Raw genomic sequence first — 15673 nt, 5'->3', positions numbered from 1 at the left:
CGCTTAAAAAGATAACGGTTTTACCGATTGCAGTTTCAGTTATGCACGTTCCCTGCAATAGCTCTAAGGTGGTAAATTAGATGATTTCTTAAGGGCTCTCAGCCAGTGGCCCTATTCTCTGCGAAGAAAACAGCATCCAATTCGTGTCCTTTTCATTGCCAAATACTGTTTATTAGTTGTTAAAAGCGATTATAGTGTATAAATTTAACAAAAGTCAAGAAGTAATTTTTTATTTTTCAAATGGTATAGAATTACTTTATGCTTGAATTTTTGAAAAGTTACTTAAGAATACACGGACTGAAAAAGTTTTTTATTATACTATTAACGACTACATTCCATTCTTATTTTCATAACAATAAAGGCGAAAAAGAAAGATGCTATAAGTCCTTATTTGTTTTATCTAATCGGGATTAATGAAGTGAAACCAATACTACCCCAAACCAGAACAAGTAACCTAACACAAGTATCATCAAGTTTTTAATTTATATACTAAAATATTAAATACACCTTTTTCTGCTCACGCAAATATTTAACTTAAATCCATAGAAACTATTTTTTATCTATCTTTAGACAAAAGCTCATCATGCATGCTTCCACTTTGCGGAAAAATCCGTTTTGTCCTGATTTGTTCTTTAAGAATAACGTCAAGCTGCCGCTGAATTTTCCTTGTTTCATTTGTCGAAAAATACGGGTGAGCCAGATTTACTGTTTCTAACGGATCCTTGGTCAAATTGTACATTTCAATTTGATCAGGAACACGGGTTGTTTTAAGGGTAGTAAAACTCACAGGGTAACCTCCATATTGCTCTCCGTGAATGAATTCATCTTTTTCGTCATCTGCTGACCAAAATTGCAGATTATCATGATAGCGAGCGTATTTCCAAATTTCCTTTCCTGCCGCTGACGAAAACTCGACAATGACCGCTTGAATGTGATTAGGCTGAACAACTGACGGGTAGCTTTCTCCTAAAAAATTTGTTTGGTGAAGTCCTTTTGTCGGGTCATCATCCGTCATGAAGAAAATCGCTGTTTCCTCTTGCTCAGCACACGTTTCTCCTCGAAGTATACCTGACAGGTCTCGCCCAACAAATGGATGTACTTCCGTATGACTTTTTTGTAATTGCTTTTGAATAGCGGAAGCATCTATATTAGCTAAACTAAGCATTGTCGGGATCAAGTCAAGCTGACTAGTCAGTGTGTCTGTACGTTGATAACTAGGAAACAAACGCTTGTTATGAATGAGAAGCGGAACGTGAATAGATTCTTCATACATGTTGTACCATTTTTGATGTAGTCCCCCGTGAGCTCCAAGCAAATCACCGTGATCAGACGTAAAAATAATAATTGTATTTTCATAGAACGAAGATTGTTCCATGGTCCGAAGAACTTTTAAAATTTGTTTATCAACATTTTTTTGCAGCTGATAATACAAGCGCCGGTAGAAGCTAGAATTTGGGGTTGGCTGCAGCGCTTTTGGATAGATGTATTTATAGCTGCTTTGAGCGCTAGGCTTTGTTTGTAAAGGTTCTCTAATGGTAGGTGGCGGATCGATGTTTGGAATCGTCTCATCAATAGAAAACTGAAACATAGGAAGGTGTTTGGTAATCGCTCCGAACAGCGCAATGTCATGCGGGTTCACAAATGAAGCTACCATGAGCCAAGGCTGCGCAGGCGCTTGATGTTCTAATCGTTGAATAAGCTCTATGATTTCCTCTGCATATATTTCGTCTCGTCCGCTCACTCCAACGGCCGCAGATGAACCAGAATTGTGCGGATTTCTCCCTTCCGGTTCCGGACCAATCCACCCTGAAAAACCAAACTTTTCAAGCTTATTAGCCCGTTGATAAAGGCCTTCTTTCTCTGGATCCGGTATTCCTGTTTGCATCTGATAGCTAGAAAAAACGTCATGTGTTCCTGGAATTAAGATGTTCTCATCAGAAATATGCCATTTTCCTTTATAAAAGGTTTGATATCCAGCCTTCTTAAAATACTCTCCCATCGTCGGGACGGTATTAGGCTGCAGCCAAAACATATCAGGATCTTGTGATTTCTTTGCGATACCTTGCGTTTGCGTAACTCCGTGCAAGGAAGGATACTGCCCTGTAAACAATGTAGCTCGACTTGGTGAACAAGCTGTAGAACCGACGTAGTGACGAGTAAACTCCGTTCCATGCTGTTTTAAAAATTCATGTGCTTTTAAATGTTTTTTTTTCCACTTTTTTAGTTCTTTACTTTCATATAAGGGTGGAAATCGCTCCTCGTCCACGAGAATCAACAAAAAATTAGGCTGTTTCTGCATGTTTATTCCTCCGCATGTTTATCAAATTTTCTGTATTGATAAACTATGTAAAAAGCACTTTTTTTAGAAGAACGGAGTACGGTTCATGTCTTTTTATACCCACACAAAAAAAGACTTGGAGGATTTCTCTAAGTCTTTCATAACTCGTTTCAATACGATATTCCTTATTTTTTGTAAGCTTTTAGCTGCTGATTTCGTTTATAGGTGCCAATGATACTAGGTATCAATTATACTTATCATAAAACTCCACATCATGTAGCGCCAATCCCCTGTAAAAAGCGCTACTCCCGTAAAAAAACGAGCTGACCAGCAAGAGCTAACCATGAAGCTATCCAAGCAAACATCATATTCTCTTTCACGTTATCACCTCATATTTTTAATTATGAATGACTTTTTATATTTTACCATGAAATTCTAATTTTAAAGATTATTCTACTGTTTATTTTATGTACATAACTAAAAAAGCTAATAGCAGCGCGCAGCTAGCCATTAGCTTTTTTATTATTTTGCAAATACATGATTTCCTATTTTAATTGTTTCTTGTTTTTGGCGCAGCCATTGATCTCCCGTTTTATCAGGATTAAAGAAGAATAATGAACCTTTTCCTTGACCTTGGAAGTTAATTGCTTCTTCTACAGCTTTTTTTGAATCTTTGTCTGCAGGTTTATTAATTTGACCGTTGCTGACCGGACTATACTGACCTTTTTGATAAATAACGCCTTTTACAGTGTCTGGGAATTTGCTGCTGTCGACTCTATTTAATACAACTGTCGCCACGGCTACTTTGCCTGCATAAGGCTCTCCTTTGGCTTCAGCTGATACAAGACGAGCTAATAATTCTTTATCATTTTTATTTACTTGAACGTGCTGTTCATGAGCGGGCGCTGCTGCAAATGCTGAGTAACCTGCACCAAAACTTGGGATAAGCATTGCTATAGCAATCACTAGTTTCTTTATCATAAAAATAAAAAGCCTCCTTGCTATTTCTTGACGTGGTTCATATGCTAGCAGAAATATAGGAGTCTTTCATTGCAAAAAATTATCCAGTTCCAAAAGAAATTGGATGTTATTGTCTTCTTTAAACAATCTTTAGCTTATAAAGAACCCTTTATGATTACGTATGAGTTGCACTTCTAAACCTTAAAGAAATTATAATTTTTCTGTTTGAAATATAAAGTTTGAACTGTATATTTCCTTAACTACTGAAGAAAGAATATCAATTCCTTTCTTTAACTCCTCATCTGCAGCAGTAAGACTTATGCGAATGCACTCCCGGTTGTGAGAAGAAGATTGGCTGCCGTGAAAGAATGAGCCGCCTGGCACTACAATCAAGTTTTCTGCTTTTAATTTATTGTATAGATCGCTATCACTGAAAGGCAAACCTTCTAACCAAAGCCAGCCAAATAACGAACCTTCCGCTTTGTGCAAATACCAAGGAATATTATCCGGCATACGTGTAGTTAAAAGTTTTTTTAAATAGTCATGTTTTTGTTTATAATGAGTTCTTATATAGTTAGCTGAAATTCTGGCTAACTGCCCGCTCTTTAAGGTGTTAACCACCATCCTCTGACCTAGCCTAGAAGAGTGAATCAAAATATTTGATTGAAATGCTTCCATTACTTTTATGAAGTCACTTTTTCCTATAGCAATTCCTATTCTCTCACCAGGCAATCCGGCTTTAGAAAGACTCATGCAGTGAATGATATTATCATGTATGATTGGATCCATTTCAATAAAATTAATAGCAGGAAAAGGCGGTGCGTAAGCTGAATCAATTAGAAATGGAATGTGATAGTCCTTGCACACTTGGGATATAAGCTGTACGGCTTCTTCGGAAAGGATGTTGCCGCTTGGGTTATTAGGTCTTGATAATACAATAGCTCCGATGTCTGGGTCCTGAGCTATTTTATCTTTAAATGCCTGTTTGTTAAATTCATAGCGAAACGTATGACGATCAAGCTTTGAGAGGATAGGAGGAATTCCTTCTATTACACCTTCCTCAAGTGCGACTCCACTATACCCAGCGTAATCTGGCAGCATAGGTATTAATGCTTTTTTTACTCTTCCTTCTTTACTTGTACCGCAAAACGAATTTAAAGCTAAAAAAAAGAGATTTTGACTTCCCGACGTGATCAAGACTTGTTCTCTGTCCAGTTTAATACGATAATTCGTAAAGAAGTATTCTCTTATGCAATCAATTAATTCATGCGTACCGTAACTAGAACCATATTGGCTAATCAAATTTTTTAATTGTTTGTCGTTCACAATATCTCTTAAAGCTTCTTCCCACATTTCATAAACTTGAGGGAGGATGGCAGGGTTGCCAGCACTTAAATTCACATATTGATTGAGATTGGAATTGAGCACTTCTTGGATGTCATGCATGATAGCGCGAACGCCTACTTTATCAGTCATTTTGCTTCCTATTTTACTTAAATGCAAAGCAGTCACTAGTGCACCTTCTCCTTAAAGATTATGGTCATCGAATAGTAAGTATGGAACTTCCATCTTTTTATTTTGCTGATTAATAAAGTAATTGTCCGGGATAATAAATTTATCATCGTTCTCACTAGGTAATAAGTATTTTCGAACATAATGTTCAGCTTCTTCTTTATAGTCAAGGTCACTTTGAATCGTTTCAAGTTCTTCAATTTCTTTTACTAAAAGATCCAGTTCTTCTAAGCATATGTCTAAATCTAAATAAGCATGGTCTCCTTTTCGGGATATTGAACGCCCATTTGCAACTAGCCAGCTAAAAAGAAAAAAACCTGTTCCAGAATCAAAGTTTCGAGGTGCATTATGCTGACTAGGGTATCTTAAAAGTCGTTCAAAGAGAACAAATTCCGTTATCTCTTCCCAAAAAGGATATTTTCTTTTATGAAGAGTCAGCACCGTCTGGCAATCTACTTTAACTTCTTCTAGTATGCCTGCAAAAAAATTCATTTTCGCCTGTATATGTTGGTCAAAAGGTTTGTTTCCGCAGTGATGGTAATAATCATGCAGATATCCCCAGATTACCCTTGCCTGATAAGTGTCTTCTCTATTCATAGTATGAGATTTAAAGTTGAAATCAAGAAAGATAGAAGACGCTCTTTTTAATGTATCCTCATTGTATATGCTGTGAAATTTATTAAAGAAAAATATCGCGAAGTTTTGACTTGTTACCTTTTCTTTTGTTTTTACATTTTCAGGGAAAAATACAATACACTTCCCTTCCATAAATCCTTGAGTACCAGCCAACAGCTTTAAAGATTCACACCCATTTTTAGGATGAGGAAGGTCTGCTTCGATGGATTTCATGATTTCAGGTTCATCGCGCACAGCGATAAAGGCTTCTAAATAAAATCCTCTTTTTGTAGGGCCATTAGGCGTTACAATCGGTCCTAAAAAGAACGTCGCCTCCCCGTTTGCAGGCGGGCTATAGGCAATTAACGTTTGATCAAAATAAGGAGCTTGATCGAGTCCTCTTTCAATCCAATCACATACGTCATTTTTTAATGCATTCCACACTTCAGGTAAATTTAAAGAGTTATATATTGTTTCAGTTTCAGCAACTACTTTTAATAAGAGCTCTCTAGCTTTTTCGTAATTTCTTTTGACCTCTCCATTTGGGCCCTGATATTTTCTTATCTCATATAGAGAAGGTACTATTTTATCGTTTAATAACTCCACTAAACTTTGAGTATGATTTTTTGTTAACATGATTAAAACCCTCCTTTTTTAGAACAGCTACTTAGCAGAAATATTTTTAGATGATGTAAGAGTAGAATTATTTGTGTTTTTCTCTATTTGCTTTTTCAAGTTAATAAATATAACCCCTGCTATTACAAACGCTGTACCTATATAGACCTGTTTGTTTAATGTTTCACCTAAAAAGACAAATCCTACATATAAGGCGATAACCGGTGAAATAAATAAATGCGCCGTTGCTTTTGATATATGCCATTTTTTTAATAAATAAATATTAATAGAAAACCCCACGACCGACCCTATAATGGCCAAGTATAATAATGAGATAAGACTAATCCCAGAGAAAGTGCGGTTTCCATTTTCTACGAATAGACTAACAATCAGTAAACAAGCGCCTCCACTTAGCATCGAAAAAGAATTAAAGGTCATAATAGGCAAGGATTTTATGCGAGATTGAACTTGAACAGTTATAAAAGCAGAACCTAGCATAGCCATTAAAATGACGATCATGGCTACTATTTGAATCACATTTCCCTGTATAAACAGCTGATTTCCAAATACAACGCTCATACCAATTAAGCACATGACTACACCTAGCTTTTGTCCTTTTGTAGCTGGTGTTCCTTTAAATAAGCGATTAAATAAAAGAGCAAACACTGAAATGCTGGCAGCTAAAACGGAAACAAGCCCGCTTGGCAAATAAACGGATGCCCAATAAACAGAACCAAACGGTAGAGCAAAGTACAAAATTCCGTTTAATGCTGAAATGGTTACTACTTCTTTTGAAACGGCCATTTTTTTTGTGAGTAAGAGGTAGAGGGCAATTATTAAACTAGCAATTAAAAACCTCATACCTGCTGACCATAGAGGCAAGCTATCCTTTAATCCAGTCTTTTGAAAAGCCCATGTCGTTCCCCCGATGACGGCTAATAGACAAAACAAAAGATGTACATGAATACGGGTTAATTTAGAAATCACTGTTTCACCTTATTTCTTTTTTAAAGTTAAGCCTATTTTCTTCCGTGGAGCGTAAAACACATCGGCACTTCTCCAAAATCTTTTACAACTGTTAACCCCTGCTCGTTAGCGGCTTTACTCGTTGTAATACATGCGTCTACCTTTCCTTCTAAGCAATCAATCGCCGCTTGAGCATTACTATTTACTAACTGAACATTGGGACTGATGGAATGAGCTAAATCAACAGGGGCAGGATGTGAAGCAATTAACAGGTTATTGGTTGTTATCACCTCTTCTTTTGAGGCAAGCACCATGTTATACGTTGGCATAATAAAGCTATCTACTAGCTCTAAACTAGTTAAATTTTTGAACACAATATCATGTAAGTAAGGATATACTGCGCAGCCTAGAAGAGCAGAACTCTCTGTTTCTTTCACATGAACTAAAGCTTCTTCCAACGTTTGATGCAAAAAGACCTGACCTTGTATGCTTTGGCGTTCGAACCACAGATAGCCTGCTTTTTCACAATTTGTTCCTTCAGGCCCTAAGGTATGGATAATGCTAATTTTTTGAAGCTGCTTATTTTTCTTACTAGACGACTCTGCAACTATCATAGCCTTTGATACCCCCTATGCGTTTACTTTATTTTTATAAACGATTTTTACTTTGTTATCTAAATAGCTGTAATACTGCTCACAGTCGGAATAAGAGTCATGAGTGGTTAAAATAAATCCAGGGTACCCTGAAAAGTGCGGATATGGTAAAATGTCTGTCCCTTTAGTGATAAATTGAATAACTCTTTTTACTTCAGTATCTCTGCGCACGTCTTCTAAGCCTCGAATTTCTTTAAAAATCCCATGGCCTTGAACAGGGATAATGTAGTTGCCCACCACTTTCTTTCGTTTTCTTTCATTTTTTAATACAGGAGGTTTTAACCCTAATACATAGTAAAAAACTAGCTCCATATAGTTAATACCTGTACTTTCCTTTACGATATAATGAGAAATCCCAGATCCTCCAATGCGCGCTCCTATTTCAATTACATAAGGTTTTCCTGCTGGGTCCAGGCGTAATTCAATATGAGCCGGGCCATTCTCAATTCCTAAAGCATTTGCTGCTCTAGCTGCTTCTTGTGCAATAGATTGCCAAACGTTTTCTTCTAGCTGAGCTGGAGCTATATAAACACCTTCTTCAAAGAAAGGTCCTTTGGAATTTCCTTTATAACCTATAGAAAGTACATAAACTTCTCCTTCTACAGAAAACGTTTCAATAGCAAACTCTGGTCCGTCTATAAATTGTTCAATTACCATGCTCGTTTTATTTTTTGTGAATTTGCTTAGGTCTTCTTCATTTACGCGTCTCACTTTTTCTATGCTGTCAATCAGTTCCTTTTTATTATTCGCTCGTGATACACCTTGACTGGAAAATCCGTTAGAAGGTTTTACTACGACAGGATAAGGCAGTGAAAGATTCTTTAATTCCTCCGTATTTTCAACCTCTTTAAAATACGGAGTGTTAAGATCATTATCTTTTAAAACCTCTCTCATCTTCTGCTTGTTTCGACAGTTACTAATCACAAACGGTGATAAACCCGGTAAGTTTAATTCTTCTGTCAGCTGAGATACAACCTCTAATGCAGGCTCATATAATGTCATAATGCCGTCAAAAGGATTTTTGTGATGCTCTGCTTTAATCATCTCAAGAGCTTTGTCTGGGGTGTGAAATAAATCAATGGGTATGAAATTTTGTACGTTTTTAAGATGCTTAGGTTCTACTTCTTCTTGGTTATAAAAAAACGTCAATTTAATTCCGAGAGCTTCTGCTTCTTCAAAAATAAACGGTAAATATGTATTTTGTAACACAACTGCTAGATGCTTATTTTGTAACGGCATTTACTTCCCCCCTACTTTTAAACAGCTCTTCACTGTTCGATGACTAAATTCTAATGACCGCTTCATATATTTGTCAATTTAATTTTATATAACATTAGGAATATATAGAATATTTAATATATTAGTAAAAAGTAAAGAAAAGAATGGGTTTATAGGGTTAATACTAAAGTGAAACTAAAAGCAGAAATTTTGCTATTTGATTATAAAGATATTGTTAAAAAAATTTAATGAGAATTTTTCTATAAAAAAGAAAGGTCGACATAGATTCAACCTTTCTTTTTTATATTTTTTATTAAAATAGATACTTATCATTTACAAAATAAGTTTTCTTTATCAGCTATTTCTTTAACGATTTGAGGATCTAACTCAACACGCAAAAAAGATAGCGGTTCTTTCCATTCGCAAGTGCTGTCAGCTCCAGCAGGGATAAAGTTAATATCATTTTTAAAAGCTACTCCTCCCTGAAAGCTATCTGCTACTGTTTCTTGAATCGCAACAGGCTTAGCGGTACGGTGAAGAAGGAGCAAATGTTTATCCAACATTTCACGTGCTTGTTGAGGCTGCACATTTTCTGCTTTTATAATTTGAACATTTTCTTGTTTTTGACTCAAGATGTCCTTTGAGTTAAACTTCACTTCTTTCATATTGCGCTCCTTTTTCATAGATATATCCATTTTTCACTTTCTTGTTTGAATTTATGTGAACCCTTTTTGTTTACTATAGCGAAAGAGAAAATAAAAAGAAAAAGAAGTGAACTTATAATTCACTTCTTTTTTTGGCGTAGCATTTATTTCATAGTCTGCAAATGATTATTAGTTTTTTGTTTTGCATCACGCTGAACGAAAAAAATAATGCAAAGCGCCAAAAGATATAAACATGCAAAAGCTGTTATGTACCAAAGTGCTGAGGTAATTCCGCTTACGTCCATAGTAAAGCCAATAAGTGCAGGAAAAATAGCTCCTCCAAGCCCTGAAAAACCAGTAATTAAACTTGTTACAATACGAGCAGATCCAGTAAACGTATGGTTAGCATATACCATCGTTATCGAATAGATACCTGACATGGCAAGCCCTAAAAATCCTAATAAAATATAGCCTGCTACTGCTTCTTTTAACACAATAAACAGCACTAAACTCACAATTGTTCCTCCAATGCTGCCAAAAAGATAACGTTCATATGTAACGATTCGAATAATCCACCCAGTAGCCACTCGTCCTATTAGCATAGCCACCCAAAAAACGCTTATGCTCAAAGTAGCCTGTGACGGGATTACATCTAGATACGCGATAAAAATAGACGAAAGAAAATTATTCATACTGCTTTCTACTCCGGCGTACATAAAAATCATCACACTAAAAAGAGCAAGTATTTTCCATCTTTGTTTTTTAGCAAGCACAGGCGCAGGTTCTGAGTTGGCGTCTGAAGCATCACTTTCTGAAGTTAAAACAGTCTCTTTTTTAAAAGAAATCATTTTACAGACCACAACCATTAGTAAAGCTAGTACACTCGTTATAAAAAATGAAAACCTCCAGCTGTTCTGTGAAATCAATAAGCTAGCTACTAACGGCATCAACAGCGCACCTAGACCAAATGATACTTCTAAATAGCTCATAACAATAGCTCTTCTACCGATAAATACTTCCATCATTAAAGTAGCTACAACTACTTCCAATGCGGCTACACCAATACCGTTTAAAAAATTGAATGCAATAATCCACTCAAATGGAGGCAATAAAAGCATACCTATTTGTGATAGCGCTATCATTAGTGCAGAAACTGTAAGTAAATTCATTTCTCTAAAGCGTCCTAATAGAAAAGAAGATAGCGGAACTCCTATCAAAAATCCTAAAGAACCTAATAATACAAGCTGTCCGCCAACTGTATAGGACACATGATAATGTGTTAACAATTGCGGTAAGACGGACCCTACAGCTGTAATGACTAATCCGCCCAGCAAATAAAGCGCATATGAAGCTAGCGCAAACTTTTTCATCTTCCCACTCCCTTAAATTCTCTAAAACTTTCTTTCTGTACTTAATTATAAAGCCTTTCCTTTAGTTGTTAACTGAAATTTGAGAAAAAAACCATTCTTCCTGCTCTACTTAACTTCCAGTCATTTATAAGATAAAACAAAAAGAAGAAGACAGATGTCTCCTTCTTTTTGTTTTTCACTTTACAGTGACGCTTTTAAAATAGCTAAAATATCATCTTTATTTAGTTTTTTAAAGTTACCGAAACCTCCGTACGCCATTTCACGAGCAGCAATTCCAGCAATTTCGTCTAGTCTCTCTTCTCCGATATCGTAATCTGCTAAGCGAGAAGGTGCACCAAGGCTTGACCAAAAAGCGCTTAACTTATCGATTCCTTCTAATGCAATTTCTTTGTCGCTTTTACCTGCAGTTTCAATATCGAACATGCTTGTCATTACACGCTTCATACGAGTTACATCTTGATCTACAACGTGTCGCATCCAATTTGGGAATAGGATTGCTAAACCGCCTGCATGAGGAATGTCATATACCGCTGATACCGCGTGTTCAATTGTATGTGAAGCCCAATCGCCAAAGTAGCCCATTTGAAGTGTTCCGTTTAGCGCGATTGTTCCGGAATATAAAATCGTTTCGCGGTGCTCGTAGCTTTGCAGATCTTTTAGCAATTTTGGTGCTGTTTCAATTACTGTTTGTAATACGGAATAGCACATACGATCTTGTAAAGGCGTGTTTTTCACGTTATGGAAATATTGTTCAAACACATGGCTCATCATGTCTACCATGCCGTAGATAGTTTGATCTCTAGGAACAGACATCGTGTTCACAGGATCTAATATAGAAAATACAGGATGCGTAACGGCGCTTCCCCAAACGTATTTTTCATTTGTTTCCCAATTCGTAATAACAGAATCAGGATTCATTTCAGAACCTGTTGCTGCCAATGTTAATACCGTTCCGAACGGCAGTGCTTTTGTAGCCGTTACTTTTTTGTTAATAATATCCCAGACGTCTCCTTCATACTCAGCTCCGGCAGCGATTGCTTTTGTGCAGTCAATAACGCTTCCTCCGCCGACTGCTAACATGAAGTCAATGTTTTCATTTCGGCAAATTTCAATTCCTTTTCGTACCGTAGATAGTCGAGGATTTGGCTCTACGCCCGCTAACTCATTTATATTTACGTTTAACTCTTTTAACAGCGTAAGAACTTGATCGTATAAACCGTTTTTCTTAATGCTTCCTCCGCCGTAAACAAGCAAAATATTTTTTCCGTATTTCGGGAGCTCTTCTGATAATGCTTGAAGCTGATCTTTTCCGAAGATTAATTTTGTGGGATTATGATAAATGAAATTTTCCATACTATCTGTATACCTCCTAGTTGAATATAAAGTGAGTTGTCGCATTACGCGAACAAGAATGTAAGTATAAATGTAAAACAAAAATTTTTCAAGAGTTAAGTTCTCATATCGCGTACTTTATTTTATTGAGTAATTAAAATGAAGAAAATGGCTTCTTAGATATAAAAAAGAGAGCAAGTAAATGCTCTCTTTAAAGTTCTTTATAAGCCATTTTTCTATACGTAACAAATCCTTCTTTTTCGTAAAAGCTTTCGGCAATCGTATTATCATTCCAATAATCTAACTCAATTGTATTGATGTCGTTTGTACGAGCAATACTATAAATTTCTTTCATTAAACTTGAACCAAACCCTTTGTTTTTGTAGGGTTCTGGGATGTTTATTTGATGAACATAAATTGACTTGTAAGTCTTTTTAAACACTGTCTCTGAATACTGCTTTATTTCCAGCCAAGCGAATCCCACATGCTGACCTTCGTCTTCTCCTAAAAGAAAGATAGATCTATCGTCTTTCATCACTTTCTTAAAAAATTCATGTATCTTCTGAAAATCATATGTTTGAAAGCGCTCGGGGTATAATTCTACATGCAGTTGATGAACAGACTGATTAAGCTTGGCAATTTTACCAGTATCGAAAGTACGGCTAATCTTCAATTTTTTCTCTCCTATATATCTCGTATTTAGTAATGCTCGTTATGAATTTATTTCGTTTAATATAGCCGGTGCGTTTGAGGTAAATAACAGATAGTTTTTATTGGTCGTTTTTATAAAGATGCGGTCAGTCGTTCCGTACGGAGGGCCAATTCGAATGGCGTTTACTCCTTTGCCTCCGTACCTGTTATCTTCCGTTACTTCAAGAATGTCTTCTAACGGAATCGTAAAGTGTGAAAGCTGCCATTTTATAATGAGATTATCATTTATTTTTCGGACACTGATAGTTGGTGTAAACATTTTATACATCCCCTTTGGTTTCTATTTTCCCTTCCTTCTTCTAGCAAAAAACAAGTTCATTTCCCCTTAACTTTCTCCCTGTGCAATGTGTTCTTTTATCCTTAAAATTGCTTCTTTCGGACAGCCTTGAAAATAACCTCCATGGTAACAAATAACATGCTCAATGTCGTAGTGTAAGAATTTTTCGAGTGATTGAACTGCTTGGTCCATATTTAAGGTCGTTTGTTTAACAGGTCCCATTAATCGTCCATTTGCCAACACTAAAGCATCTCCAGCAACCAGTGTTTTTGATTTTCTTAAATAAAAACTTACATGCCCAGGCGTATGTCCAGGGGTAAAAATCGGTTCAATGCCTTCACAGTATGGGAGCATTTGACTCCCTTTTAATACTATATCTACGTCAACTTTTGGAGGGTTTTTATAAAAAGATTTTATTTCATCAGGTATAGCTGCTAGTTCTTCGTTACTCATTCGACTCGCATTCGTTTTAATAAGTGGAAGTTTCCCTTCAATATACGGCTTATCAAATTCATGAGCATATACGATGATATTTTCATTTGATTTTTTTCGTATATCAGTCGCACATCCTATGTGATCTAGATCTTGATGCGTTAGAAGAATTACTTTTAGCTGTTCAATAGATATATTCAATTCACTCAAGGCCTCTTTCAGTTGATCGGTTTGCCCAGGCATTCCTGTATCGATTAGAATAGCTTCATCGTTATTCCAAACTAACGTAGGATTTAATATTATATTTTGGTCAAAAGCTCTGGCAGTCAACTGTAGCATTTCAACACCTGCAGAAATTCTCATTACAAACCCCTTTTCTTATTAAAGTACAAAGATTTTCAACCTCCATAATCGCTTAGCATGCAGTGGTATTCTTGAATTTTATCAATAAACAAAATAAAAACCAGACTGGAAAAAAATCACTTTTTATGCTATGATATCTATAAAATAAAGCGTATTATGATAGATTTTTATAAATAAAAAGGTGAACCTTGTTGTCCAAGGTTCACCTTTTTTACTTATCGTTAGCCGTATAGCTTTTTTATTTCTTATCGTTTCTTCGGATACATTCATGCAAAGGTACAACCTTGGTTTTCTTTGCTATTTTATATCCCCACCACGTCGCTAAAAAGAGAGGCAGACCGATGTATGAGACCGTCAAGCCGTACCAATCAATTTTGTCGGAAAGTACCGCTTGATAATTCTGTCCTAGAATAACGATGAGGCACATTCCAAATGCAAGAACAGGACCTAGAGGAAACCATTTTGCTTTATACGCCAGTTCATTTATATCCCGTCCTGAAGCAACATATGCTTTTCGGAAACGATAGTGGCTGATGGCAATACCAATCCACGCAATAAATCCGCTCATGCCTGAAGCGTTTAAAAGCCACATATACATTTGATCGCCAAAAATTGATGTTAAAAAGGCAAGACCGCCAATGATAGTGGTTAAAACAAGCGCGTTTACTGGAATTCCTCGACGATTAATTTTTCGAAGCGCTTTAGGCGCTTGCCCTTCATTTGCCATGGACCACAACATTCGCGTAGAAGCATATAAGCCAGAAGTTCCGGCTGATAAAACCGAGGTAAGAATAACAGCATTCATCACTGAAGCAGCTGCAGCAATTCCTGCTTTTTCAAAAACAAGCGTAAATGGACTAACAGCAATGTTATCCACATCTCCTCCTAGAAGAGATGGACTTGTGTAAGGAATGATGAGCCCAATTACAGCAATGGCTGCAATATAAAATAGAAGAATGCGCCAAAAGACTTGGCGAATGGCTTTTGGTATATTTTTTTGAGGGTTTTCACTTTCCCCAGCCGCAATGCCGACTAGCTCTGTACCTTGAAAAGAAAATCCCGCGATAAAGAAAATGCTTAGTACGGACAGAAATCCGCCGTTGACCGGCGCTTCTTCTAATGTAAAGTTTTTAAAACCGATATATTCACCGCCGAAAATGCCAAATATGGTCAGAAGGCCCACTCCGATAAACACAATGATGGTTACTACTTTTACGAGAGCAAACCAATATTCAGATTCTCCATAGCTTTTTACAGATAGGAAATTAAGTAAAAAAATTAAGCCTAAAAACAAAGCGCTCCAGATAATACTTGGCACATCAGGGAACCAAAACTTCATAATAATAGCAGAAGCAGCTATTTCTACAGCGAGCGTAACAGCCCAGTTAAACCAATAGTTCCAGCCGAGCGCAAAGCCAAGAGCTGGGTCTACATAATGACTGGCGTACGTTGAAAAAGAACCTGATACCGGCATAAACGTGGCCATTTCTCCAAGACTAGTCATGAGAAAGTAAACCATAATTCCAATGGCCCCGTAAGCAATCAGCGCTCCTCCAGGTCCAGCAGTTTGGATGGATGATCCGGTAGCTAGAAATAAGCCTGTTCCGATTGACCCTCCAATGGCAATCATGGTCATATGGCGTGCTTTTAAATGGCGTTTTATATGCTTATCGTCCTGCTTTTTTTCTTCTTCATTACGATTTATATCGACCGCTTCCATACTTATC

Annotated in this window: 14 protein-coding genes and 1 other annotated feature (1 of these 15 only partly in view); all 14 genes read right to left on the bottom strand. The window is 36.6% G+C overall.

Annotated elements, in window-relative coordinates; genetic code table 11:
- Positions 1-165 (bottom strand) — a binding site (T-box leader); it reaches 61 nt to the left of the window's first position.
- 391 nt (positions 166-556) lie between these two features.
- Positions 557-2299: a sulfatase family protein gene (locus ACFX4R_RS12855; RefSeq protein WP_377569719.1), complete on the bottom strand. Its 1743-nt coding sequence runs from the start codon at positions 2297-2299 to the stop codon at positions 557-559.
- 501 nt (positions 2300-2800) lie between these two features.
- A complete protein-coding gene (locus ACFX4R_RS12850) occupies positions 2801-3259 on the bottom strand; it encodes a cell wall hydrolase (protein WP_025751889.1) in 459 nt (152 codons plus the stop codon).
- Between the two features lie 189 nt (positions 3260-3448).
- A complete protein-coding gene (locus ACFX4R_RS12845; protein WP_377569717.1) occupies positions 3449-4750 on the bottom strand; it encodes a valine--pyruvate transaminase in 1302 nt (433 codons plus the stop codon).
- Between the two features lie 15 nt (positions 4751-4765).
- Complete coding sequence (locus ACFX4R_RS12840) at positions 4766-6001, bottom strand: DUF6421 family protein (protein WP_377569715.1); 1236 nt, start codon at positions 5999-6001, stop codon at positions 4766-4768.
- 27 nt (positions 6002-6028) lie between these two features.
- Positions 6029-6967, bottom strand: coding sequence for a DMT family transporter (locus ACFX4R_RS12835; RefSeq protein ID WP_280559634.1), 939 nt, complete (start codon positions 6965-6967; stop codon positions 6029-6031).
- 32 nt (positions 6968-6999) lie between these two features.
- Positions 7000-7560 (bottom strand): hypothetical protein, encoded by a 561-nt coding sequence (locus ACFX4R_RS12830; RefSeq protein WP_016764142.1) that lies wholly within the window; start codon positions 7558-7560, stop codon positions 7000-7002.
- A 15-nt stretch (positions 7561-7575) separates the two neighbouring features.
- Entirely contained in the window at positions 7576-8838 is a 1263-nt protein-coding gene (locus tag ACFX4R_RS12825; protein WP_280559633.1) for an ATP-grasp domain-containing protein, read from the bottom strand.
- 308 nt (positions 8839-9146) lie between these two features.
- Entirely contained in the window at positions 9147-9482 is a 336-nt protein-coding gene (locus tag ACFX4R_RS12820) for a hypothetical protein (RefSeq protein ID WP_377569712.1), read from the bottom strand.
- Between the two features lie 143 nt (positions 9483-9625).
- On the bottom strand, positions 9626-10831 hold the full coding sequence (locus ACFX4R_RS12815; RefSeq protein WP_043982505.1) for an MFS transporter: 1206 nt from the start codon (positions 10829-10831) through the stop codon (positions 9626-9628).
- Between the two features lie 180 nt (positions 10832-11011).
- Complete coding sequence (locus ACFX4R_RS12810; protein WP_043982504.1) at positions 11012-12184, bottom strand: iron-containing alcohol dehydrogenase; 1173 nt, start codon at positions 12182-12184, stop codon at positions 11012-11014.
- Positions 12185-12374: 190 nt separating this feature from the next.
- Positions 12375-12836, bottom strand: coding sequence for a GNAT family N-acetyltransferase (locus ACFX4R_RS12805; RefSeq protein ID WP_043982503.1), 462 nt, complete (start codon positions 12834-12836; stop codon positions 12375-12377).
- Positions 12837-12875: 39 nt separating this feature from the next.
- The gene (locus tag ACFX4R_RS12800) at positions 12876-13133 is read right to left on the bottom strand and encodes a SunI/YnzG family protein (protein ID WP_377569710.1); all 258 of its coding nucleotides are present in this window, start codon (positions 13131-13133) and stop codon (positions 12876-12878) included.
- A 66-nt stretch (positions 13134-13199) separates the two neighbouring features.
- Positions 13200-13946 (bottom strand): MBL fold metallo-hydrolase, encoded by a 747-nt coding sequence (locus ACFX4R_RS12795; protein ID WP_043982499.1) that lies wholly within the window; start codon positions 13944-13946, stop codon positions 13200-13202.
- Between the two features lie 238 nt (positions 13947-14184).
- The gene (locus ACFX4R_RS12790; RefSeq protein WP_377569708.1) at positions 14185-15666 is read right to left on the bottom strand and encodes an amino acid permease; all 1482 of its coding nucleotides are present in this window, start codon (positions 15664-15666) and stop codon (positions 14185-14187) included.
- Between the last annotated feature and the right edge of the window lie 7 nt (positions 15667-15673).

Source organism: Priestia sp. YIM B13490 (assembly GCF_042787735.1).
In the GTDB taxonomy this organism is placed as follows: Bacteria; Bacillota; Bacilli; order Bacillales; family Bacillaceae_H; genus Priestia; species Priestia megaterium.
Note: the sequence above shows the minus strand (reverse complement) of the source record. Positions and strands in the feature narration are given on the sequence as shown.